The following is a 23586-nucleotide window of genomic DNA, read 5'->3' on the forward strand; positions in this document are numbered from 1 at the left end:
CGAGGCCACCGTGGGGCACAGTGGAGACATGACGAACCCGAAGAAGCGGGGGCGCACGCCGCAACCACCACCGGTGCCGCCGCAGGCGCGCAGGGTGCCGGGCGCCGATCTGCTGTCGGCGGCGCAGGCGGCGGTCGGCGCGGCACAGTCGGCGGCGGGGCAGGCCATCGACGCGGCGCAGCAGACGGCGGGTTACGCCTTCGACGCGGCGGTACGGCTGCCACCGGCCTCGGCGCAACTCGCCGCGCAGCTGCCGGATCTGGTGGAGAACCTGTCGATCGCGGTGGACCGGCTCAACAGCACCATCGACCGTCTCGACCGCACGCTCGCCCTCGCCGACCCCGTGTTCGCCACCTACGACCGGTTGCTGCCCCGCCTCGAGGCGATGATCTCGCTGGGTGAGGACCTGTTCGGCGCCCTCGCGAAACTGCCGGGTGTGGGTCTGATCGGCCGCTTCACCGGGCGCGGCGGCGAGGAACCACCACCGGAACCGGAGAAGCGCCGACGTCGCTAGAGTGCGCGGAAGGTCGCCGCGGCCTTGAGGACCATCTCGGCGTACTCGTCCTCGGCGTCGGAATCGAGCACGATCGCCCCGCCGGCGCCGATGGTCCACTCGTCGTCGTGGCGCACCGCGGTGCGGATGACGATATTGAGGTCGGCGGTTCCGCCGAGCCCGAGGAAGCCGATGGTGCCCGAATAGATCCCGCGCGCCCGGGTTTCCAGCTCGTCGAGGATTTCCATGGTGCGCAGTTTCGGCGCCCCGGTCATCGACCCACCCGGGAAACAGGCGCGCACGCAGTCGACCACACCCGCACCGGGACGCAGGGTGCCGCGGACGGTCGATACCAATTGGTGCAGGGTGGAATAGGTTTCGGTGACCATGAGCGCGGGCACGTGCACCGAACCGACCTCGCACACGCGCCCGAGATCGTTGCGCAACAGGTCGACGATCATCAGGTTCTCGGCGCGCGTCTTCGGGTCGGCGGCCAGCGCGTCACGCAACCGGGCGTCCTCGGCGGGTGTCCGGCCACGCGGTGCGGTGCCCTTGATCGGCTTGCTCTCCACCACCCGGTCCCGGTCGACCTTGAGGAACCGTTCCGGCGACGAGCACGCCACCTCGAGCCCGTCGAACCGCAGGTAGGCGGCGTAGGGAGCGGGATTGCAGCGGCGCAGGCGGCGGTAGAAGGCCAGGCCGTCGTCCTCGCCCGCCGCGACCGCCACCGCGTCGGTCAGGCAGATCTCGTACGACTCACCCGCGTGCAGCCGCTCCTGGCACACGGCGATATCGGCCAGATAGCGGTCGCGGCCGCGCACGAGATGCGCCTGGACCGCGTCGGGATCGGCGCGCACACGCAGGTCGACGGGATTCTTCCAGGTCGGCAGGTCGGCGAGGGCGGACTCGGTGGTACCGAGCCAATCCGCACCCGCCGCTTCGCTACCCGGATCGGTGAGAGCGAGTAGATGGGTGCGGCCCGCCACGTGGTCGACCACGACCAACCGGTCGGCGAAAATCCACTGTGCGTCCGGGGTAGGGGAGCGGTGCACGGCCCGCGCCCCGCAATCGGCCTTCACCTCGTAGCCGAGATAACCGACATAACCGCCCGCGAAATCGAAAGGCAGCAACGGTGTTTCGCAGTGCCTGGCGCGCAGTTCGCGGTCCAGGTAGTCGAGTACGGTGCCCGCGACGGTTCGGGTGCCCGCGCCATCCGTCACCGTGACGGCGCCGTCGCCTACCCGGTATCCGACGATCTCGGCGTGCGGTCCTGCCGCGTCCCCGAGGAAGGAGAACCGGTCCAGGCCCGGTTCGACGTGCTCGCTGTCGAGCCAGAACGCGGTCGCCGAGTCGCCGTAGCAACGCAGGAAGATCGCCTCGGTATCGATCGCCCGTTCGATCACCCTGTGCCGCAACACGAACCGTCTCGTCGGCGGATCCGACGGTACCTCGGGCCCACGCACGACGACCGGCGCGGCCGCCGGGGTCCGAGCCTTGGTGAGATCGGCGAAATTGCGCAACAGCGCGGCCCCGAACTCGCTGGACACCGACTCCGGATGGAACTGCACACCCCACTGCGACCGCTCGCGGTGCCGCACACCCATCACCACACCGTCGCCCGTCGTCGCCGTCACCTCCAGCACGTCGGGCAGCGGGCGCAGCGCGGCCAGCGAGTGGTATCGCACCACCGTGAAGTCCTGCGGCAACCCGGCGAACAGGTCCCGGTCGTCATGAGCGACCCGATCGAGGTAACCGTGGCGCGCCTCGGGGGCCCGACCGACCTGTCCACCCGCCCCGATCACGATGCCCTGATGCCCGAGGCACACCCCGAGCAGTGGCAACTCGGCCTGCTCGAGCACCGCCGTCGAAATCCCCATGTCCCTGGGCCGATCGGGACGGCCCGGGCCCGGCGAGATCACGACATTGTCGAATCGGTCGAGGCCCAGTTCGCCTACGCTGCCCACCTCGTCGTTGCGCACGACGACGGGCTCGCTCCCGTTGACCTCACTGATGAGCTGGTAGAGGTTGTAGGTGAACGAGTCGTAGTTATCGATCAACAGCGTGCGCATCGTGGCCAAAACCCTACGCCGGACGCGGTTCGGGGCAGAATGTGCGCCATGGCTGTTTCGCAACCGGATCTCGCGGCGCTCGGACGTTGGATGGACGAGCAGGGCTTACCCGGCGACACGATCGGGGAGGTCAGCCCGATCGGCGGCGGCACCCAGAACATCATGATCCGCTTCACCCGGGGCGGCCGCGAATACGTCCTGCGTCGTGGACCCGAACATCTGCGGGCCAAGAGCAACGAGGTGATCGCCCGCGAATCCCGTCTGCTCACCGCGCTGGACGGCACCGAGATCCGCGCCCCACGGGTGATCGCCGCCTGCACCGACCCCTCGGTGCTCGGGGCGGTCTTCTACCTGATGGAACCCATCCGCGGCTTCAATCCGCAGACCGAACTACCCGAGCTGCACGCGAACGACCCGGAGATCCGCAGGCGGATGGGGCTGTCGGCGATCGAGGCCATCGCGCGCCTCGGCACCGTCGACTACCTGGCGCTCGGCCTGGCCGACTACGGCCGGCCCGAAGGCTTCCTCGAACGTCAGGTGCCGCGCTGGCTGCGCGAACTCGACACCTACGCCGCCAACGAGGGCTACCCGGGCCCGCAGATCCCCGACGTGGAGCGGGTCGGCGACTGGCTCGACCGCAACCGTCCCGCCGACCCGTCACCGGGCATCATGCACGGCGACTGCCACCTGGCCAACATGATGTTCGACTACGACGGACCCGAGGTGGCGGCCATGGTCGACTGGGAGATGTCGACCATCGGCGACCCCCTGCTCGACCTCGGCTGGCAACTGGCGACCCGCCCCGAACCCGGCACCGTCGGCGCCGGGCTGATGGGCACCCTCGGCACCGTCGGCGGCCTGCCGACGCCCGAGGAGATGATCCGGCACTACGCCGAATTCTCCGATCGCGACCTGCGCGCCGTCACCTGGTACGAGGTGCTGGCCTGCTTCAAGCTCGGCATCGTGCTCGAAGGCACCCACGCCAGGGCCTTCGCGGGCAAGGCGCCCAAACAAGTGGGCGACTTTTTGCACGCGGTGACCCTGGAACTCTTCGAGAAGGCGCGCAAGCTGATCGACTGATGCCCGGATCTCGACGATCATTGGCCGAATATCAATGGACGTCAAGATTGCGACGCCATAGCCTTGGCGACATGATCGTGCCTGATACCAAGGACTGGACCTGGGTCCTCGAAAAGCCCTGCGCGGAGTGCGGTTACGACGCCGCGTCGATCGCGTTCGAGCAGGTGCCCGACCGGACGCGGGCCGCTGCCGCCCACATCGCCTCGGCGCTGGACCGCGACGACGTGCGTGTGCGGCCCGACGCGCAGACCTGGTCGGTCCTGGAATATGCCGCCCACGTGCGCGATGTCTGCCGCATCTTCGACACCCGGCTCGCGCTGATGCTGGACGGGGACGGCGCGACGGCCCCGCGATTCGAGAACTGGGATCAGGACGCCACCGCCGTCACCGACCGCTACAACGAGCAGGACCCGGCGGCGGTCGCGCAAGAGCTGTCCGCCGATGCCGAGCAGGTGGCCGCGGCCTTCGCTGCCGTGCCCGCGGATCGGCTCGACTGGCGCGGTGCCCGCAGCGACGGATCGCTGTTCACCGTGGCCTCGCTGGGCCGATACTTCCTGCACGACCTCGAGCACCACGTCCACGACGTGCGCGGATAGAGAAATCTTCACCAGATTTCTAGAACGTGTTCCAGAATCGGCCGAAAGTTCGTAGGGTGGGAGCAGTCACAACGAGGCACTGCTTGGCGAGAGGTCGATCGTAATGAAGACGAAGGGCGCGATCCTGTGGGGCGTCGACCAGGAATGGTCGGTCGAGGAGATCGAGGTCGGCGACCCCGTGTCGGGGGAGGTGCAGATCCGCATGGAAACAGCGGGCATGTGCCACTCCGATCACCACATCGTCACCGGTGCCACGCCGATGCCCGGCTACCCGGTGATGGGTGGCCACGAGGGCGCGGGTGTGATCACCAAGCTCGGGCCGAACTGCCCGAGCGATCTGGCCGTGGGCGACCACGTCATCCTTTCGTTCATCCCGGCCTGCGGACGCTGTCCGTCATGTGTGTCCGGGAATATGGCGCTGTGTGACCTGGGTGCGGGATTGCTGATGGGACAGGCGATTTCGGACGGCACGTACCGCATCCAGGCGCGCGGCGAGAACGTCATCCCGATGTGCCTGCTCGGCACCTTCGCCCCCTACATGACGGTGCACCACACCTCGGTGGTCAAGATCGACCCGACCATTCCGTTCGAGGTGGCCTGCCTGGTCGGGTGCGGCGTGCCCACCGGCTTCGGCTCGTCCACCCATGTGGCCCAGGTCCAGCCGGGCGAGACCGTGGTGATCGCGGGCATCGGCGGCGTGGGGATGAGCGCGCTGCAGGGCGCGGTGCTCAGTGGTGCGTCGAAAGTCGTTGCCATCGACCCGAATCCGTGGAAGCGCGAGCAGGCGCAGAAGTTCGGCGCCACCCACACCTACGAGAGCATGGCCGCCGCGATCATGCCGCTGATGGATGCCACCGAGGGCCGGATGGCCGAGAAGGTCATCCTCACCATGGGTGAGATGCACGGCGACTACATCGAGGAAGGTCTGATCCTCACCGGCAAGGCGGGCACGCTCGTCGTCACCTCCATGGGCCGCATGGACGCGGGCGAGGTGAAGATGAACAGCTTCCTGCTCTCGATGCTGCAGAAGACGGTGAAGGGCTGCATCTTCGGCGGCGGCAACGCCCGCCAGGATGCGCCGCGGCTGCTGTCGCTGTACAAGGCCGGTCAGCTCAATCTCGACGACATGGTCACCCGCAGCTACTCCCTCGAGGAGATCAACCAGGGCTACCGGGACATGCTGGACGGCAAGAACATTCGCGGCATCATCCGCTACACCGAAGCCGACTGGTAGCCGAAGGTTCCCAGTACCTCGCCGGGCGGACCCCCGGCGAGGATCCTGCCGTCGCGCAACTGCAGGCAATGATCGGCGCGTGCGGCTTCGGCCGGGTCGTGGGTCGCCTGCACCACGGTGACCCCACCGGCCGCGATCTCGGTGAGCGCACCCGAGATCTCGGCGCGCGCGGCGTCGTCCAGTCCGGTCGCCGGCTCGTCGAGCAGGACCAGATCGGACTCTTGCGCCAACGCCTGGGCCAGGAGTGTGCGCTGACGCTGACCGCCCGAGAGCGTGTCCAGGCGCCGTGTCGCCAGGGCCGTGAGGTCCATCCGCTCCAGGCAGGCCTGCACGATCTCGCGGTCGGCCCGCGTGAGCCGCCGCCACAATCCCCGATGCGCCCAGCGTCCCATCGCCACCGCCTCGCGCACCGTCATCGGCAGCGCCGCAGGAATCGCGGTGTGCTGCACCACGAACGCGGGTCGCCGGGTCGTCTCGCGGTGCACCGTGCCCGACCGGACGGGCACCGTTCCCGCCAGGACGCCGAGCAGCGTCGATTTCCCCGAACCGTTGGGTCCGACGATCGCGGTCACCTGTCCGCGCGGGATCGACGCCGTCACCTGTGACAGCACGGGCATGCGGCCGTAGCCGGCGGTGACGTCCTCGATGCGGATCGCCGGGTCTGCTGTGTGTTGCATCTCACCTCGTTTGAAACGATAATCGTTTTCAGTATATCGTCCGTTGCCATGGAGTGGCTGATCGCCCCGTTCGAGGTGGCATTCGTGCAGCGGGCGCTGTGGGGCGGGCTGCTGGTGTCCTGCGTGTGCGCCCTGGCCGGAACGTGGGTGGTGGTGCGCGGCATGGCTTTTCTCGGTGACGCGATGGCGCACGGCATGCTGCCCGGTGTCGCGGTGGCGGCGCTGCTCGGCGGCAATCTGATCGTGGGTGCCGCGATCAGTTGCACTGCGATGGCTTTCGGCGTCTCGGTGCTCTCGCGGAGTAAGCGGTTCGCGGCCGATACCGCGATCGGGCTGTTGTTCGTCGGGATGCTCGCGGCCGGTGTGATCATCGTGTCGCGTTCGCAGTCGTTCGCCGTGGACCTCACGGGGTTCCTGTTCGGTGATGTGCTCGCGGTGCGCACTGTCGACCTGTGGTACCTCGTGGCCGCCGTCGGGCTCGCGCTGGTTGTCGCGGTGGTCGGGCATCGGGCTTTCGTCGCGCTGACCTTCGATCCGCGCAAGGCGCACACGCTCGGGCTGCATCCGAAGGCTGCGCACGTCGCGCTCGTCGGTCTGGTGACCCTGGCCATCGTCGCCTCCTTTCACGTGGTCGGCACGCTGCTGGTGTTCGGGCTGCTCATCGCGCCGCCCGCCGCCGCCGTGTACTGGTCGGACCGGATTCCGGTGGTGATGGTGCTCGCCGCGCTGATCGGCGGGTTCTCGACCGCTGCCGGGCTTGTCGTCTCGTGGCACGCGGGTACGGCGGCCGGGGCGACGATCGCCGCCGTCGCGGTCGGGTCGTTCTTCGTGTCGGCGGTCGTCTCGGCGCTGCGGGAGCGGTTCGGGAAGGTCGGTGTCGCCGCGTTGGCCGCGGTGTCGGTGGCCGGGTGTGCCGCGACCGAACCGGTGATCGTCGAGGAGCCGCCGCACGGGTATGTCGCCGGCGCAGAGGAGATGAGCGAGGCGCAGACCCGGCTGGTCGTGAGCGATCCGGCCACCGGTGACATCCGGGTGATCGATCTGCTGACCGAGCAGGTCACCACACTCGCCGGACGCGAGAATACCGCTGCACCAGAGGGCTCGGCCCTGGTCGGCGACGGTCGGTTCGGATTCCTGAGTGCCGGTGGGTCGGTGCGTGTGGTCGACAGCGGAGGGTGGACCGTCGACCACGCCGATCACCGCCACTACTACAGCGCCCCGGTGCGTGAAGTCGGCAGCATCGCGGCGCCGGGTGCAGTTGTCGCCGCATACGGCGATCCGGCGGTGTCGACGGTGGTGCTCGATTCCGGTGCCACGCTGGTGTTCGATCGGGTGGCGCTCGGTGACGGGCAAGTCCGTGAGCCGCACCGGATCGACGGCATCGCGCTGCCGTACGGCGAGAAGCTGGTCGTCGCCGACGGGGCGGGACGAGTGGATGTGCGCGGGCGCGACGGTGCGGCTGGTGAGCCACTGCCCGGCTCGTGCCCGCAGCCGCGTGGTCAGGCCGTCACCCGGCGTGGAGTCGTATTCGGTTGTGCCGACGGAGCTTTGATCGTCGCCCAGCGCGACGGTGCGTTCGTCGCCGAGAAGGTCGGCTATCCAGAACCTGGCGCCGATCGGGCGACCGCGTTCACCCATCGACCCGGCAGCACGACGTTGACCGCGCTCGCCGGACGCACCGGTGTGTGGACCCTCGACGTCCGCAAGAAGACCTGGAAGCACACCCCGATCGCCGACGCGGTCGCGGTGAACACGGCCGGTGAGGGGTCCGCGGTGCTCGTCCTCACCCGGGACGGTGTGCTGCACGGCCTCGACCCCGAAACCGGTTCGGAGACCGCACGTGTCGCACTGACCGGCCCGGTCGAGGGCGAGCCGGTGCTCCAGGTGGATCCGAACCGCGCCTATGTCAACGACATTCGTGGCCGAACCGTCCACGAGGTCGCCTACAACGACAACCTCCGTATCGCGCGCACCTTCCCGGTGGACATCGCGCCCGCACTGCTGGTGGAGACAGGTCTGTGAGTTACGAAGCAAGGGTTCGCGTCCACGCTGTGCCGGACGGTGCCGCCGGATCTCACCTTTCGGAGACCGTGCTCGCCGGGGCCGAACCCATGCCCACTCGGTCGCACGCCACGTCGGGCAGTGGTGCCCGAAGGGTCGCTGCACGCGAATCCCGTTCGGTGCTCGGTCGCCGCGGCGCATCTCCGCGGTCACGGGTGTCGCCGGGGGCTGGATTCCGGGGCGCTCCACGCATCGCAGGACTGGCACTCGTCGTCATCGCGTTGCTCGCGTCGATCACCGCGTGCGGCACGGGCGGCGACCGCAGCGGAATCATGGTGACCACCAACATCCTCGGTGACCTGACCAAGGCCGTCGTCGGCGACACCGCCGAGGTGACGGTGCTGATGCAAGCGGGGACCGATCCGCATTCGTTCGGCATCTCCGCACGTCAGGCCGCCGATATCGAACGATCCGCACTGGTCGTGCACAACGGCCTCGGGCTCGAGGAAGGCGTGGCCCGGCACGTGCAGGCGGCCGCGTCGGCAGGTGTGCCGACGCTGGCGGTCGCCGAGCGGGCCGACCCGATCACCTACACCTCCGACGAATCCGCCGGTCAGCCCGACCCGCATTTCTGGACCGACCCGGCGCGGGTGCGCAAAGCCGTCGAGGCGATCAGCGCCGAAGTCATCGCGCGGGTCGACGGCATCGACGCCGAGGCCGTGCGCGCCAACACCGCCCGCTACGTCGGCGAACTCGACCAGCTGGACCGATGGATGACCGACCGGTTCGCGGCGATCCCGCCCGAACGCAGGCAGTTGGTCACCGACCACCACGTCTTCGGCTATCTCGCACAGCGATTCGGGTTCACCGTGATCGGCGCCGTCATCCCCAGCGGCACCACCCTCGCGTCCCCGAGTGCCTCGGACCTCGACGACCTCGCCACTGCCATCCGCACCGCCGGGGTGCACACGATCTTCGCCGATTCGGCCGCGCCCGACCGCCTTTCGCGTGTCCTGGCCGAGCATGCGGGCCTGCAGGTGCAGGTAGCCGCTCTGCACACCGAATCGCTCACCGAACCCGGCGGCGGCGCCGCGACCTATCTCGAGATGGCGCGCGCCAACACCGAGGCCATCGCCCGCGGCTTATCCGGGCCGACAACGTAATTCAACAAGAGATGGAGCACGACATGCACAGTCGGTCACGGGCCACCACGATGGTGGCCATGTCCGGGGCGCTCGCCTCGGTGGTAGCGCTCAGCGGTTGCGGCAGCGACGACGTCGAAACCCACGACCACGCCCCGGGCGCCGAACCGATCGCCCTCACCTACGACGGCGGCATCTACGTCCTCGACGGCCTGACGCTCGCCCAGGAAGGCGAGGTGAAGCTCGACGGCTTCAACCGGCTCAACCCCGCGGGCGACGACGACCACCTGATGGTGACCGTCAAGGACAGCTTCCGGGTGTTCGACGCCCACAAGGCGGAATTCACCGGCACCGAGTACGCCGCGAGCAAGCCCGGCCACGTCGTGCGGCACGCGGGCAAGACCGTGCTGTTCGCCGACGGAACCGGTGAGGTGACCGTCGTCGACACCGACAAGATCGACAGCGGCAAGCCCACCGAGGTGTACAAGGCGGCCGCCGCCCACCACGGTGTCGCCGTCGAACTGAGCAACGGGAACCTGCTGGTCACCCTCGGGACCGAGGATGCGCGGGTGGGCCTGGTCGCCCTCGACAAGGACCGCAAGGAGATCGCCCGCAACGAGGACTGCCCCGGTGTCCACGGTGAGGCCACCGCCCAGAACGAGACCGTGGTGGTCGGCTGCCAGACCGGTGCCGTGGTCTACCGCGACGGCAAGATCACCAAGGTGACCAGCCCGACTCCCTACGGCCGCATCGGCAATATGTCGGGCAGTGACGTCTCCCCGATCGTGCTCGGTGACTACAAGCAGGACAAGGAGGCCGAGCTCGAACGGCCGACCAAGATCTCGCTGGTGAACACCGCCGACGGCAGCCTGCGCCTGGTCGACATCGGCACCAGCTACTCCTTCCGTTCGCTCGGCCGCGGCCCGCAGGGTGAGGCGCTCGTGCTCGGAACCGACGGCAAGCTCTACGTCATCGACCCGGTCGCGGGCGCGGTCACCCGCACGATCCCGGTGACCGGTGCCTGGCAGGAACCGCTCGAATGGCAGGACGCGCGCCCGACGCTCTACGTCCGTGACGGCATCGCCTACGTCACCGAACCGGCAACCAAGCAGGTCCACCGCGTCGACCTCGCCGAGGGCAAGATCACCCAGTCGGCCACCCTCCCCGCCGCGCCCAACGAGATCAACGGGGTCTCCGCCCACTAGAGGCTGCCCGCGCTCGAGATCACCACGCTCTGTCGGCGTTCGGCTTTCGACCGATGCCGCCACCAGAGCGTGGTGATCGTCTGTCCAGGTTCAGCGTGTGGCGCAGTCGAGGACAGCGGTGCGGAGGTTGCGGCTGCGGACGTCGTCGAGGATGGCCATGCCGAGACGATTCATGGTGTAGCCGAAGCCGAGACCTGTTGTGGAGTCGGCGAATCCGAACGAGCCACCGAGACCGGTTGTGCCGTAGGCGCGTTTGTCCGAGCCGAAGCGGAAACTTCCGCGTGATTTGCGGAAACCCAGGTGGTAGCGGCTCTTGGTGTGCAGGACGAGGTCGGCGGCGGGGACCGAGTCGACGGCCGGGGCGGCGAGCAGGTCGAGGACGTCGTCGCTGAGGGGGAGTGCGCCGGTGCGCCCGGCCGCCGCGCCGTAGACGCGGGCCAGCGCGCGGGCGTTGCCGACGCCGTTCATACCGGGCCATTCGATGCCGAGGAACTCGCGACGAGTGGCACGGGCGGGCGCGCCGGGGCGCGGATTGGTCAGCGCCGCATAGGAATGCCCGCGTTTGGCGTACACCTCAGCGCCGATACGCAGCGGGATGTCGGCGAGTTCGTAGCGCAGGATGTCGAGGCCCTTGGTCGCCGACAGCTGGGCGACGCGGTCGAGGGACTCGTCTTCGGGCAGCCCGATGAACAGGTCGGCGCCCACCGGTGCCGCGATCTCCTCGGCGAAGAAGCGACCGAGACTGCGGCCCGCCGGATCCACGCGGCGCAGCAATTCGCTCTGGTACAGGCCGAGGGTGAGCGCGTGATAGCCGTGCCGGGTGCCCGGTTCCCACGTCGGCTTCTGCGCGGCGAGCAGGTCGGCCAGGCTCTCGCGGTCACCGAGTTCGCTCAGCTTCACGATCCGGTCCAGGCCCGACAGACCGGCCTGATGGTCGATCAGCTGGCGCACGGTGATCCGGTCCTTGCCGTGCGCGGCGAACTCCGGCCAGTACTTCGCGACCGGGGCTTCGTAGTCGAGCAGCCCGCGCGAGACGGCGGTGGCGATGGTGAACGCCGACATGCCCTTCGACGACGAGAACACCGGGACGATCGTGTCGCGCTCCCAGGGAACCGCACGGGCGCGGTCGCGATGGCCCGCCCACAGGTCGACCAGCGGTTCGCTGCCCGCGTAGACGGCGACGGCGGCGCCGATCTCGCCGTGCGAGGTGAAATTGCGGCGGAAAGCGTCGGCGACAGGGCCGAAACCGGCCGCCACGTCGCCGTGAACTGATGGTGCGGGACTCATGGTGTCGTCGATCGTAGCTACGCTGCCGGATATGCGTTCGTTGGAGCAGGTTCAGCAGTGGCCGGTGGCGCACGCCGCGGCTGCCGTGGTCACCGTCGACGGGGTCCACACCACGGGTGAACTCGACCGGGTGTTCCGGCTGGCTTCGGTCACCAAGCCCCTCGTCGCCTACGCGGCCCTGGTCGCCGTCGAGGAGGGCGCGATCGAACTGGATCAGCCCGCGGGCCCGCCCGGATCGACCGTGCGTCATCTGCTGGCTCATACCTCCGGTGTGGCCTTCGCCACACCGGAGGTGATCGCGAAACCGGGTGCCCGCCGCATCTACTCGAGTGCCGGATTCGAACTGCTCGCCGATTTCCTCACCGAAAGCACGGGCATCCACTTTCCGGACTATCTGCACGAGGCGGTATTCGAACCACTCGGCATGCGCGACGCTGTTCTGGAAGGGTCGGCGGGGCATGCGGGACGCGCGAGCCTTCGTGACCTGACACTATTCGCCACCGAGTTGCTGACACCCGAATTGATATCTCGGCAAACACTCGACGAGGCCACCTCCGTGCAATTCCCCGACCGCGACGGAGTGCTGCCCGGATACGGCTCCCAGCGGCCCAACGACTGGGGTCTCGGCTTCGAAATACGTGACGGGAAAACCCCGCACTGGACCGGTCATTCCAATTCGCCGCGCACCTACGGGCACTTCGGTCAGTCCGGGACGTTCCTGTGGGTCGACCCCGAAATAGGGGTAGCCACGATCGGTTTGAGCGACGAGAATTTCGGCGACTGGGCAAGAACCGCGTGGCCGAAATTTAGTGATTCCGTGATCGCAGAGACACATAACACGCAGTGAGGTAACACCCGCAACATCGCTCACTTCGCCTACACTCGCACCACACCAGTCCGACGGACCGTTGGGGAAGACGCTCCTTGTCGAGGCTGGAGGTGTTGGTAGTGCGCGCATCGAGTCAGTTCGCTGACGCGACGGCAGGTGTGGTCTACATCCACTCCTCGCCCGCCGCGTTGTGTCCGCACATCGAATGGGCACTGTCCACCGCGCTTTCCACGCCGGCGAAACTGCGCTGGACGGCGCAGCCCGCCGACGGACAGCTGCGCGCCAGCGGTGACTGGATCGGCCCCGTCGGAACCGCCGCCCGGATAGCCCAATCATTGCGTGCCTGGCCGGTTCTGCGGTTCGAAGTCACCGAGGACCCCAGCGAAGGCGTGGACGGCGAACGCTACAGTTTCGTCCCCGCCCTCGGCCTCTGGCACGGCTCCACCGGCGCCAACGGCGACGTGATGCTCGGCGAAATGCGATTACGCGCCCTCCTCCAAGCCGCCACCGAACTGAGCACCTTCGACCTCGGCGCCGAAATCGACCGTGCCCTCGGCACCGCCTGGGACGAGGACCTCGAAGCCTTCCGCCAGGGCACCGACTGCACCGGCGCCGAAGTCACCTGGCTGCGCCGCCACGTCGGCTGAGCACCACTTCTTTTCGGAATTTCGGCGCCTGTGCCGAGACCTCCGAGCTCCTTGCCCCACAGCGTCTTCCATCAGAACTCGGTCGGACAGTAGACGCGGCAGCGTGCGCCGGGACCGTGGGTGAGGCCGGGATAGTTGTTCACTCGGTGCCAAGCGGCTGTGTCCGGGGCGCTCTCGATGAAGGCCTGATGCGCTTCCGGGGCGGTCCAGTCGGAGTAGTTGAGGACCGAATCGCCGTGCGTCGAGAGGTGCTGGGAGAGGAGGCCTTCGACGGGGTGGGATCGGAGTGCTTCGGCGAGGAGATCGGTCCAGGTGGTGGCATCATGCTCGGTCGGGAAGGTGAAGGTGGTGACGACCGTGCAGGCGGTGGCGCCGTCGGGGGCGAAGATCAGGCTGTGGCGGGGGCGGAACGCGGTGGTGGCGGCGGGTGGGATCGTCCAGAGTTCCTGGGTGATTACGGCGGTGCCGCGCAGGTCGAGGAGAACGGTGACGGCATCAAGTCCGGGTGGCAGGTCGCGTTCGGCGAGTCGTGCCGCCACGGATTGCTGGTGTTCGAGGTCGTCGACCTGGTGGCGGGTGAGGACGATACCGGCGAGATCGGGGTGGGAGAGGTTCATCGTTGCTCCATATCGGTGAGGTCGTCGCGGAGGAAGCAGGCGAGGACGAAGGCGAGGGCAGCGCACAGACCCGCTGCCAGGAAGGCATCGATGACGCTCGCGGTGACCGGGGCGCGCAGAGCGTGCCGGACCGGTTCGGGCAGAGTCGTGAGATCGGTGTGCTCGAGCTCGGGCAGCCCGGTCAGATGTCGTGCGTAGAGTGCGCCGAGCAGGGAAATGCCGAGGGAATTACCGAGATTGCGGGCCAGCATGGCGGTGGCACCGGCCGCGCCGATGTCGTCGAGGCCGACACTGTTCTGCGCGATGACAACGGTGAGCTGCATGAAACACCCCATGCCCGCACCCGTCGCCAGCATTCCGGCGACCACCGGCAACCATCCGCTGTCGACGTCCAGTGACGCCAGGACAGCCATGCCGAGGGTCATCGCCGCCGCGCCGACGACCGGATACACGCGGAACCGCCCGCTCTTCGATACCGCCGCACCTACCACGGGCGCCACGACCAGCATCCCGCCGAGCAGTGGCAGCATCAGCAGCCCGGATCCGGTGGCCGAACGGCCCTGCGCGATCTGCTGATAGAGCGGCAGGAATGTCACCGCGCCGAACATGACCAGGCCGCTGAGGAATCCGAGCACCACGGCGATCGTGAAATTACGTTCGCCGAACAGCTGCGGCGGAACCACAGGATCGCTCGCCCGCCGCTCCCAGCGCAGAAAGAACACCGCACCGACAGCCGTTGCCAGCGACAGCAGCAGCACCGGAAGTGAGGCCAACGCCCACGTGCGACCGGCTGCCGAGGCGAGCACGGTGATGCCGACGATGCACACGCTGAGCGCCACCATCCCGACCACGTCCACGCGCACGGAATCCCGGGTGCTCGGCGGCAACCGCAGCTGCGTCACCAGCAGGATCAAGGCCACCGCGCCGAGCGGCAGGTTCAGGTAGAACGCCCACCGCCACCCGATGCTGTCGGCGCACCACCCACCGATCAGCGGTCCGCTCACGATGGCGAGCGGCATGATGATCGCCATCAGCCCCTGCACCTTCGCCCGCTGTCGCGGCGGGAACAGCACGCCGACGATCGCTATCCCGCCGACGAGCAACCCACCCGCACCCAGCCCCTGGAGCGCGCGAAACCCGATGAGCTGCGGCATGTTCCGGGCCGCCCCGCACAACGCCGACCCGATCAGGAAGATCGTGAACGCGGCGATGAAGACGTTCTTACGGTCGTAGAGGTCGCCGAGTTTGCCCCAGATCGGCGTGGTCACCGCCGTGGTGAGCGCGAACGAGGTGACCACCAGCGACAGATCCGCGAGCCCGCCGAGCTCACCCGCGATGGCGGGCAGCGCGGTGCCGACGATGGTGAAGTCGAGATTGGCGACGAGGAAGGCGATGACAAGCCCGCTCATCGCGGCGAATATCCGGGCGGGCGGACCCTTCTCCAGGGCGGTGGCGGGTTCGATCGACATGCCCAACTCCTGTGTACGTCGTAGACTGTGTGTACAACGTAGACTCAAGATTGCGGTGTACACAAGGCTGTTAGGGTGAGCCGGACCGTGACCACGAAGGAGTGAGCCTTGGCGAAAGCGGATGGGACCATCTGGGAGCGACTCGGTCGCTCGCCCGCCGAGCAACGCGCTCCGCTGAGCCATGACCGCCTCGCGTCCGCCGCCATCGAAATGGCCGACCTGCACGGTCTCGACGCCCTGTCCATGCGCAAACTCGCCGAGCACCTAGGCGTCACCGCCATGGCGCCCTACCGCTACATCTCCGGCAAAGACGACCTCTTCGAACTGATGGTGGACACAGTCCACGCCGACATCGCCCTGCCCGCCACGGCGGGCAACTGGCGGGAAACGTTGGGGGCCTATGCCGAGCAGGTCCGCGAGATCACTTTGCGTCACCCTTGGCTCGCGCAGATCTTCGCGCGCCTGCCCGGCGTGCTCACCCCGCGCATGGCCGATATCGCCGAGCAGGTCCTCGCCTCCATGGACGCTGTCGATGCCGATGTCGACGCGAAAATGGCGATGCTCGCGGGCGTCACCGCTTTCACTCACGGTGCGGCCGCCGCGGAGGTCGCCCAACATCAGTTGATGGGGCGCCGCGGCTGGACCAGCGACGACGACGTCCGCAGCGCCTACCACCCCTACATGGCCGAACTCACCGCCACCGGCCGCCATCCCCACCTGGTCGACTATCTCGTCGGCGGGTCCAACCAGGACACCGCCGAGTGGCAGTTCCGTTTCGGGCTGGAGTGCTTGCTCGACGGCATCGCCACGAAACTGCCGCGCTGAGATGTCGTCGCCGGCGGCGGTGAGGGGTCATCGCGCCTCGACCCGTATCGCGCGTCGACGCGATGGGTCCTCAGGCACCACCTCGTCGGCCGCGTCGGGTAGTCGCAGGCGTGGCCAATCCGCCAGGTCGGCGAGCATCTGACGGTCGTGAGTGGCAACCACGACGGTGATGGGGGTGGTCGTGAGGGCGGTGGTCAGGTCGTCGACCAAGGCCGTCGAGAGGTGGTTCGTCGGTTCGTCGCAGAGCAGGACCGTGGGGTCGGCGGCCAATTCGATGGCGAGGTGGAGGCGGCGTTGCTGGCCCTGTGAGAGTCGACCGAGGGGCGTGCGGTGTGCTTGTTTCTCCAGCAGCCCGAAGCTGGTCAGGGAGCGGGCGCCGTCCGGGGTGTGGCGGGCGTAGATATCGCCGGCTGTCGCGGTGGGGTCCCATTCGGGTACTTCCTGTCCGAGAAGCGCGACGCGCGCCGTGCTGTGGAGGTGGACAGCACCTGTGACCGGGGCAAGTGTTCCGGCCAGCGCCGCGAGCAGGGTGGATTTGCCCGCGCCGTTGGGGCCGGTGATCAGGAGGCGGTCGCCTGCTTCGAGGATCAGGTCGATCGGTGCGTTCAGGCGGCCGGGGACGGTGATGCCTTCGCACCGTAGCGCCGGTGTTCCACGGACGGAGAGCTCTGGAAAGCGCAGGCGCAGTGGGGGTTCCGGCACGGTGATGGTGTGGGCGTCGAGGTCCGACTGACGGCGTTTCAGCATCTGGACCAGGCCGGGGGCTCGGGACTGACGCTGATGCTTGCCGTGGCCCTTGTCCGGACGCCACCCGGTGCTGAGCCGGTCGCGGGCACCGTCCACCGCCTCCCGCAGTCGTGCGCGTTCGGCGAGCTGCTCTTCGTAGTCGTGTTCCCAGCGGTCCCGAGCACGGCGTCTGCCCTCCTGCCAACCGGCATAGCCACCGGCGAAAAGCTGAGGGCGACCGTCGGGGCTCGGGTCGAGATCGAGGAACTCCTCGGCGACCGCGCGCAACAGGGCGCGGTCGTGGCTGACGACGACCAGGCCGCCGGGGTGGGCGCGCAGGCGGTCGGTGAGGAAGTCGAGTCCCGCGCGGTCGAGGTGGTTCGTCGGTTCGTCCAGGAGCAGGATGTCGTGGGTCGCGCCGAGCAGGCAGGCCAGACGGACCCGATAGCGTTGTCCCACAGACAATGTCGACAGCGGGCGGGATCGGTCGGTGCAGGCGTTCAAGGCGGCCAGGGCTATGTCGACGCGTCGTTCGGTGTCCCAGGCGTCGAGTCTTGTCGCGGCATCCAGGGCCGCGGCGTAGGCGTCGTCGGCGCCCGGCGCGTCCTCGGTGAGCAGCAGGGTGGCGGCGTCCAGATCGCGCAGGGCACGCTGGGCCGGTTCGATGGTTTCGGCGACCAGATCGCCGACCGTCTCGCCCGCGCGAACAGTGATGTTCTGCTCGGCGACTCCGACGGTGCCGACCCGGCTGACCGAACCGCTGTCAGGGTTCAGCAGACCGGCGAGAACATGCAGCAAGGTGGTCTTGCCACGCCCGTTCTCGCCGACGATCGCCAAGCGCGAACGTGCGGAGACGGTGACGGAGACGTCGGTCAGCACCGGGCGTGAACCGAGTGTGACGTGGATGGATGCGGCCCGGATGTGGGCATGCGCACCAGCGGGCAGGGAAGGAGAAGTAGGCACAGAGAACTCCGCGGCTCGAGAAAGGAGCCGGGCAGCACGAAGAAACCGCCCGGCGGATGACCCGGGACGGCGGCGTCAGAAGGGAGATGGGATGCCGGTCGCCGCCGTCAGCGGAGCGACCAGGGCTTCATCATCGCGGTGCCTGTGTACACGTCGGCGACGATACCGATCCGTGCCCGCGCTGCCAACGGGATTTCCGGCACGGCCGCCTTCCGGATCGGCCGTTCATAGAGTGCGGCGGGCCGGAAGGGGGATGCGATCGAGGTCGTGGGCGAGGACTGCGCCGGGAAAGTCGGCCTGCTCCAGGAACGTTCGGTCGTCGGCCGCGGTGTAGCGCTCCGAGAAGTGGGTGAGCACAAGTGTTCTCACCCCACACGCACGGGCGACCTCGCCCGCCTGACGGGCGGTGAGATGCCCGCGTTCGTGCGCCTGCTCGGTTTCCGAATCCAGGAAGGTGGATTCGATGATGAGCATGTCCACATCGGCCGCCAACTCGAAGACGTTGTCGCACAGGCGGGTATCCATCACGAAGGCGACCTTCTGGCCCGGCCTCGGCGCCGAACACTCCTCGAGCAACGGCCCCGACAGTTCTCGCACGGCGGCACCGGAGATGCCGTGTTCGCGCAATTTCTCCGGCAGGAATGTGCGTCCGTCCGGTTCGGCCAGGCGGTAACCGTAGGTGGGGATGCTGTGCGACAGAGGTAGCGCGGTCAGGCTGAACCCGTTGCCCTGCAATGTTTCTCCCGCACCGCTCACCGGGTGTTCGACGAGGGTGGGCGAGCCGTAATAGCTCGTCGCGAACTTCAGCCGCTCCCAGTACTCGATGCCCTCGGCCGGAAACACGGCGTGTACATCGTGGGGAACACCGTCGCGCCCCAGCCGCTGCACGATCCCCGGCACGCCGAGCGAATGATCCCCATGGAAATGGGTCACACACAACCAGTGCAATTCGGTAGCCGAAGCCCCCGCATGCGCCATCTGCCGCTGCGTCCCCTCACCCGGGTCGAACAGCACGCCCCGCCCGTCCCACCGCAACAGATACCCGTTGTGATTGCGGCGACGAGTCGGCACCGCCCCCGCCGTCCCGAGGACGATCAACTCCCGTGTCGACATCGCCCCATCCTCGCCGCTCCCGCCACCACTGTCACATCGATTCCCCGACGACCTCACCCAGCTTCGTCAACACCTGCCGCCACCCTCGTTCGAGATTGTTCCGCTGCATGTGCTGCCCGGCATCAGTCACCGCTCGATGAGCGCCGGTTCGGTGAGCGTCCGCCACACCTGGTCGAGGGCTTGTGGATAGAACCTGCCCAACTCCACCTGGGACGGGTCGAGTTCGTTGTCGGTGCTCATCGAATGCCCCCTGTGCGTTTCGGCCTTAGCCCATATGGTGGCCAGCGTACGCACGTGGGCGGTGGTGAGATGGGATGGTCGGCCGGAAGACGCGCGGCTCGGCAGCCGAGGGAGGTCGGGATGGAACTGTTCGATTACGACGCTGAGTTGCGGTTGCACAATGTGCATCTGCGGGCGGCGGCGGGGGTGCGGGCGCGGGATCGGGTGCTCGATATCGGTTGTGGCGCCGGCGGAACCACGCGGGAGGCGGCGCGGGACGCTGTGCAGGGGGAGGCGCTCGGGGTCGACGTGTCGGCGGTGATGGTCGAACGGGCGCGGCGGATCAGCGTGGAGGAAGGGCTGGGCAATGTCGGGTTCGAGGTTGCCGATGCTGAGGTCCACCCCTTCGCGGCGGGGGCTTTCGATCTGTGTATCAGCCGGTTCGGGGCGATGTTCTTCGCCGATCCGGTGGCGGCGTTCCGCAATATCGGGCGTGCGTTGCGGCCTGGTGGGCGGCTGGTGATGATGGTGTGGCAGGGCGGTGAGCGCAACGAGTGGGTGACGGTCTTCCGCCGTGATCTCGTCGCGTCGATGACCCGTCCCGGGCCGGGGCCGTTCTCGCTGGCCGACCCCTCGGTCACCGAATCCGTCCTGACCGCAGCGGGTTTCACCGATATCGGCTTCAGTGAGGTGCACGAGCCGGTGTACCTGGGTGCCGACGGTGCGGCCGCCTACAGCAACCTGCACTTGCTCACCGGATTCCGTGCCCATCTCGAAAGCCTCGAACAGGCCGAAGGCGAGCGAACCCGCGCACGGCTGCGGGAGGTGCTCGCCGCGCACGAGACCGATCAGGGCGTGCTGTTCGATTCGCGAGCGTGGATTGTCACCGCGAAACGGCCGTGAATCCTTTTTCGCGTCTCGCACCTCTTATAGGTGTCCGCGCACCGTGCGGGGACGAAACGGAGGTTGTTGTGATCGTCGGAACCGGAATCGTCGTCGGCCTGGTGTTGATGTGCACGTGCGTGTACGCCCTGCGCCGCAAACGGGCCGGGCGTGACTGACTCGCGCTGGCCGGCCGAGGAACTGATCGTCTCCGCCCGCGACGGGGACGTGGATTCGATCGCCGCGCTGGTGTCGGGTTCCTACCCGAACATCCAGCGCTTCGCCCGAACCCTCTGTGCCACACCGGAAGACGCGGAGGATGCCGCTCAGGAAGCCCTCATCATCCTGTATCGCAAGATCGGGATGCTGCGGGCGTCGGGGGCGCTGGCGTCGTGGATGTTCCGGATCGTGCGCAACGAATGCCTGCGGCGGGCGCGGATCAGGCCGCAGCATCCACCGGCGGAAGTCACCGTGACAGCTTCCGCCGAGGACGAAGTGCTGCGTCGCCTGGAAGCGGCGAGGGTGGCGGCCGCCGTCGCCACCCTGCCCGACGACCAGCGCCAGGTCCTGATCATGCGCGATATCCAGGGCCTCAGCGGTCGCATCGTCGCGGACGCGCTAGGCCTCAGCACCACCGCGATGAAATCGCGCCTGCACCGTGCCCGCGCTTCGGTGCGCCAAGCACTCCAGGCCCCGCCTGATCCACCTCCCGGAGGGAAGAATGTCTGACCAACCCGACTTCGCCAGCGCGTCACTGACCCGCCACCTGACGCGTGGGGTCTTAGGCTTCGGCGCACTGATCGGCTCGATCGCCCTGCTGCCTCTCATCGGTGCGATCAGCCTGCTGTTGCTACCCGTCGGCGTCATCGCGCTGCGTGGCTGCCCGATGTGCTGGGCCATCGGCCTCGCTCAAACCGTCTCGCGGGGACGACTTCGCCGTTCCTGCGACAACGGGCAGTGCACGCTGACGGTCGCTAAGACGGCTGTGTAGTACCTGCCGACGCTGCGAAGGCCGCGCCGAGATCAGACGAGCATCTCGGCGAGCCGGTCGGTGACCTGCACCACCCAGTCCGGCTCACCGTGCTGTCGTCCCCACAGCGCGGCTCGCACCGCTCGCACCTGTGCCCATCGGCGTGCCCGATCACGGTCGATCCGGGCTGCCTCGCAATACATGTCGAGGCCGCGACGGAGGCCACGCGCCGGGTCGGCACTGAACAGCAGGGGAGCGAAACGGTAGCTGCGGATCACGGTGATCGTGTCGTAGGCGCGGTCACCGACGTAACCCTTGGGGTCGATCGCCAGCCAGGGCTCGCGGTCGCCGCGCAGGACATTGGCGTCGTGGAGGTCGCCGTGGACGAGCGTTTCGGGTTGGTTCGGGCCGAGCTCTCGCAGAGTGGCGAGGGCGGCACTCATGACGCGGCCAGGCAGCGGATTGCCTACTTCTTGTGCGGCAGCCGCTATTTCGTCGGGCCATTCGGCGACCAAGCGGCTCAGGCGTGGCAGAGCCGGCGGGGCTTCGACGGCCAGCCGCCACGACAATTCACCCAGTGCGGTCACGGCTTCGTCGAAGTCGGCTACCTCCGACAGCGATCCGCCCGGGGCACGCTCCAGCAACATCGCATAGTGCGCGGTGTCGCGTTCGAACAGCCGCACCGCGCCCGCGCCGTTCCAGGTGTCGAAGGCGGCGGCCTCGAAGTCGTTGCCGGGGTGGGGAAAGGACACCTTGATGACCGCAGGCGGGTGGTCTGCGTGGACGACGGGCAGCACGACCCCGACATTTCCGTGCATCAGTGGCCCGTCCGGTCTGCAGGACCAGCGTTGCAGCAGATCCTCGAGCAGCTGGGGGAGCGCGGCGATCCAGGCGCGGCCCGGCTCACCTTCGCGTCCGATGGTCTCGTGCGCGAAAGCCTCGGGGATTTCGATCATCTCGGTGCCTCCACGGGTTCACCGTAGGCCGGTACGGTCGGGTGTGGGGCTTCGGTACGCCCCCGTCGCTTGTGGGGGTTTCAGATGGGCCAGGTCGATGACCTCCGAACCTCGAATGTCGCCGATTCCGCGGTGCGGCGAGCGATGTGGGCTGCGGGTGCGGCCGGGTGTGTGCTCGCAGCGGTGCTGCTGGCTTGTTCGTTGCGGGTGATCGTGTCCGGTCTCGACTCGCCGTATCTGCTGATGATCTGCGTGGTGGGTGCCGTTCCCGGGCTGGTCGGCCTCGGCCTGCTGTTCGCCTTTCAGCAGGTATTGCGTGGGAAGATCGCGGGGATCGGCGGGGCGGCTGTAATGCTGTTCGCCGTCGGCGTCCTAGTGACGCTCGGTTGTGTGGCAGCGATCAACTATGGGCCTTGGATCGCGAGAATCGTCATGGCCGGACTGGCGGGCGCGACGATCGCGACAGCCTTCCTCCTCCGTGCCGCCCATCGTGCCCTGCCGGCCGGTCGATAACGGGATTCGGCCTGGTAGGACGCGCCGAGGATCTGCCGCGTGAGCGGAGCCGCACTACGCCGGGAATAGGCTGATCATGTGGGGTTCACGGTCCCGGCACCGATGCTGGCCAAACCCGGACGGCCACCGCAGCCGCCAGGCGGCTGGTGCGCGGAAATGAAATGGGACGGTGTGCGCGCGATCGCCCATTGCACCCCGGCGGGGATCAGCTTGTGGAGCCGGAACCTGAGCGACATCACCGGCTCCTACCCTGAGGTCGTCACCGCGCTCACCGAGATCACCGATGGACGCACCCTGCTGCTCGACGGCGAACTCGTCGCGCCGGACGATCGCGGCGCACCTTCGTTCTCCCGGTTGCAACAGCGCATGCACGTCCAGCGGCCGACACCCGCGCTGATCGAGCAGGTCCGCGTCGACTATCTCGTCTTCGACGTGCTCGGTGTCGACGAGGAGGTGCTGTTCGAGGACTCCTACCGCACCCGCCGCGCCGAACTGGCCGACCTGACACTCGACGACGGTGTGCGCGTGCGGGTTCCACCGATGTGGTCGCTGACCGACACCAGCGCGGAGGAGCTGTTGCGCGTGGCGACGGACTCCGGGTTGGAAGGGATCGTCTGCAAGCACGGCGATTCGATCTACGAACCGGGCCGCCGCTCCTCGGCCTGGACGAAAGTCGTCCTCCGACTCACAACAGAAGCCGTGATCGTCGGCGCGGTTCCCGGCAACGGCGCCAACGCCGCGACCTTCGGCGGTCTTGTCCTGGCCGCCCACACTCCGGAGGGTCGTCTGCGCTGCATCGGCGGCGTCGGCACGGGCTTCACCGCCGCCTCCCGCCGCAGCATCCGCGCCGCCCTGGACCAGGTGCGCCGCGAGACGACACCGCTCGACGATCCACCACCGGCACCGGTCGCCCGGACGGCCTGGTGGGTCGAACCGGTTTTCGTCGCCGATATCGAATATCGTGAGATCAGCGGTGACGGACTGCTACGGCATCCGAGCTTCCGCGGGATCCGCACCGACAAAACACCCGAGGAGATCGGGCTGCCCACCTGACCGTGGTGGTGTGCGACAAG

General features: G+C 68.1%; 23 protein-coding genes. 15 read left to right on the forward strand and 8 right to left on the reverse strand.

The genetic code is table 11. From position 1 onward, the window contains the following. The first annotated feature begins 28 nt into the window (after positions 1 to 28). Entirely contained in the window at positions 29 to 514 is a 486-nt protein-coding gene (locus LDL21_RS18580) for a hypothetical protein (protein ID WP_181698009.1), read from the forward strand. Here LDL21_RS18580 and pabB read toward each other — a convergent pair. Continuing rightward, a complete protein-coding gene (pabB, locus tag LDL21_RS18585) occupies positions 511 to 2562 on the reverse strand; it encodes an aminodeoxychorismate synthase component I (protein WP_225281112.1) in 2052 nt (683 codons plus the stop codon). The genes LDL21_RS18580 and pabB overlap by 4 nt on opposite strands. A 39-nt stretch (positions 2563 to 2601) precedes the next feature. Here pabB and LDL21_RS18590 point away from each other — a divergent pair, with 39 nt between their 5' ends. From LDL21_RS18590 to LDL21_RS18600, 3 genes are all read left to right on the forward strand, one after another. After that, entirely contained in the window at positions 2602 to 3642 is a 1041-nt protein-coding gene (locus LDL21_RS18590; protein ID WP_225281113.1) for a phosphotransferase family protein, read from the forward strand. A 71-nt stretch (positions 3643 to 3713) separates the two neighbouring features. Then, positions 3714 to 4238 (forward strand): DinB family protein, encoded by a 525-nt coding sequence (locus LDL21_RS18595; RefSeq protein ID WP_225281114.1) that lies wholly within the window; start codon positions 3714 to 3716, stop codon positions 4236 to 4238. Positions 4239 to 4341: 103 nt separating this feature from the next. Continuing rightward, positions 4342 to 5472, forward strand: coding sequence for an NDMA-dependent alcohol dehydrogenase (locus LDL21_RS18600; protein WP_067487192.1), 1131 nt, complete (start codon positions 4342 to 4344; stop codon positions 5470 to 5472). On the opposite strand, the gene aztA is transcribed toward LDL21_RS18600, so the two are convergent. Further along, positions 5451 to 6149 (reverse strand): zinc ABC transporter ATP-binding protein AztA, encoded by a 699-nt coding sequence (aztA, locus tag LDL21_RS18605; RefSeq protein ID WP_225281115.1) that lies wholly within the window; start codon positions 6147 to 6149, stop codon positions 5451 to 5453. The genes LDL21_RS18600 and aztA overlap by 22 nt on opposite strands. A gap of 48 nt (positions 6150 to 6197) precedes the next feature. Between aztA and aztB the strand changes: the two genes are divergently transcribed. The 3 genes from aztB (at position 6198) to aztD (ending at position 10497) form a co-directional block, all read left to right on the forward strand. Continuing rightward, entirely contained in the window at positions 6198 to 8171 is a 1974-nt protein-coding gene (gene aztB, locus LDL21_RS18610; protein ID WP_225281116.1) for a zinc ABC transporter permease AztB, read from the forward strand. A gap of 194 nt (positions 8172 to 8365) precedes the next feature. After that, entirely contained in the window at positions 8366 to 9313 is a 948-nt protein-coding gene (aztC, locus tag LDL21_RS18615) for a zinc ABC transporter substrate-binding protein AztC (RefSeq protein WP_225281117.1), read from the forward strand. Positions 9314 to 9336: 23 nt separating this feature from the next. Continuing rightward, positions 9337 to 10497, forward strand: a complete 1161-nt coding sequence (aztD, locus tag LDL21_RS18620) for a zinc metallochaperone AztD (protein ID WP_225281118.1) — start codon at positions 9337 to 9339, stop codon at positions 10495 to 10497. A 90-nt stretch (positions 10498 to 10587) separates the two neighbouring features. Here aztD and LDL21_RS18625 read toward each other — a convergent pair whose 3' ends face one another. Beyond that, entirely contained in the window at positions 10588 to 11784 is a 1197-nt protein-coding gene (locus tag LDL21_RS18625; RefSeq protein WP_225281119.1) for a serine hydrolase domain-containing protein, read from the reverse strand. Positions 11785 to 11815: 31 nt separating this feature from the next. Between LDL21_RS18625 and LDL21_RS18630 the strand changes: the two genes are divergently transcribed. Together LDL21_RS18630 and LDL21_RS18635 are read left to right on the forward strand one after the other, a co-directional pair. After that, positions 11816 to 12631: a serine hydrolase domain-containing protein gene (locus LDL21_RS18630; protein ID WP_225281120.1), complete on the forward strand. Its 816-nt coding sequence runs from the start codon at positions 11816 to 11818 to the stop codon at positions 12629 to 12631. 101 nt (positions 12632 to 12732) lie between these two features. Then, a complete protein-coding gene (locus LDL21_RS18635) occupies positions 12733 to 13260 on the forward strand; it encodes a DUF3145 domain-containing protein (protein ID WP_067487208.1) in 528 nt (175 codons plus the stop codon). Between the two features lie 71 nt (positions 13261 to 13331). Here LDL21_RS18635 and LDL21_RS18640 read toward each other — a convergent pair whose 3' ends face one another. Beyond that, positions 13332 to 13877 (reverse strand): antibiotic biosynthesis monooxygenase, encoded by a 546-nt coding sequence (locus LDL21_RS18640; protein WP_225281121.1) that lies wholly within the window; start codon positions 13875 to 13877, stop codon positions 13332 to 13334. Then, a complete protein-coding gene (locus LDL21_RS18645; protein ID WP_225281122.1) occupies positions 13874 to 15346 on the reverse strand; it encodes a DHA2 family efflux MFS transporter permease subunit in 1473 nt (490 codons plus the stop codon). Before LDL21_RS18645 ends, LDL21_RS18640 begins: the two co-directional genes overlap by 4 nt. Positions 15347 to 15454: 108 nt before the next feature. On the opposite strand from LDL21_RS18645, the gene LDL21_RS18650 reads away from it, so the two are divergent. Beyond that, on the forward strand, positions 15455 to 16171 hold the full coding sequence (locus LDL21_RS18650) for a TetR/AcrR family transcriptional regulator (RefSeq protein WP_225281123.1): 717 nt from the start codon (positions 15455 to 15457) through the stop codon (positions 16169 to 16171). A gap of 27 nt (positions 16172 to 16198) precedes the next feature. On the opposite strand, the gene LDL21_RS18655 is transcribed toward LDL21_RS18650, so the two are convergent. Both LDL21_RS18655 and LDL21_RS18660 read right to left on the reverse strand, forming a co-directional pair. After that, positions 16199 to 17860: an ATP-binding cassette domain-containing protein gene (locus LDL21_RS18655; protein ID WP_225281124.1), complete on the reverse strand. Its 1662-nt coding sequence runs from the start codon at positions 17858 to 17860 to the stop codon at positions 16199 to 16201. A gap of 225 nt (positions 17861 to 18085) precedes the next feature. After that, positions 18086 to 18973, reverse strand: a complete 888-nt coding sequence (locus LDL21_RS18660) for a ribonuclease Z (RefSeq protein ID WP_225281125.1) — start codon at positions 18971 to 18973, stop codon at positions 18086 to 18088. Between the two features lie 360 nt (positions 18974 to 19333). On the opposite strand from LDL21_RS18660, the gene LDL21_RS18665 reads away from it, so the two are divergent. The 3 genes from LDL21_RS18665 (at position 19334) to LDL21_RS18675 (ending at position 21065) form a co-directional block, all read left to right on the forward strand. After that, positions 19334 to 20095, forward strand: coding sequence for a class I SAM-dependent methyltransferase (locus LDL21_RS18665; RefSeq protein ID WP_225281126.1), 762 nt, complete (start codon positions 19334 to 19336; stop codon positions 20093 to 20095). A gap of 150 nt (positions 20096 to 20245) precedes the next feature. After that, positions 20246 to 20803, forward strand: a complete 558-nt coding sequence (locus LDL21_RS18670; RefSeq protein ID WP_181697990.1) for an RNA polymerase sigma factor — start codon at positions 20246 to 20248, stop codon at positions 20801 to 20803. Further along, positions 20796 to 21065 (forward strand): hypothetical protein, encoded by a 270-nt coding sequence (locus tag LDL21_RS18675; protein ID WP_225281127.1) that lies wholly within the window; start codon positions 20796 to 20798, stop codon positions 21063 to 21065. Before LDL21_RS18670 ends, LDL21_RS18675 begins: the two co-directional genes overlap by 8 nt. Positions 21066 to 21097: 32 nt before the next feature. On the opposite strand, the gene LDL21_RS18680 is transcribed toward LDL21_RS18675, so the two are convergent. Then, positions 21098 to 22000 carry an aminoglycoside phosphotransferase family protein gene (locus LDL21_RS18680; RefSeq protein WP_225281128.1) on the reverse strand — a complete coding sequence of 301 codons (903 nt, stop codon included), beginning with the start codon at positions 21998 to 22000 and terminating at the stop codon, positions 21098 to 21100. An 84-nt stretch (positions 22001 to 22084) separates the two neighbouring features. Between LDL21_RS18680 and LDL21_RS18685 the strand changes: the two genes are divergently transcribed. Together LDL21_RS18685 and ligD are read left to right on the forward strand one after the other, a co-directional pair. Then, a complete protein-coding gene (locus LDL21_RS18685) occupies positions 22085 to 22513 on the forward strand; it encodes a hypothetical protein (protein WP_225281129.1) in 429 nt (142 codons plus the stop codon). 78 nt (positions 22514 to 22591) lie between these two features. Continuing rightward, positions 22592 to 23566, forward strand: a complete 975-nt coding sequence (gene ligD / locus LDL21_RS18690) for a non-homologous end-joining DNA ligase (protein WP_225281130.1) — start codon at positions 22592 to 22594, stop codon at positions 23564 to 23566. Positions 23567 to 23586 lie beyond the last annotated feature (20 nt).

The sequence above is a fragment of the Nocardia rosealba genome, from assembly GCF_020216065.1.
Lineage (GTDB): Bacteria > Actinomycetota > Actinomycetes > Mycobacteriales > Mycobacteriaceae > Nocardia > Nocardia rosealba.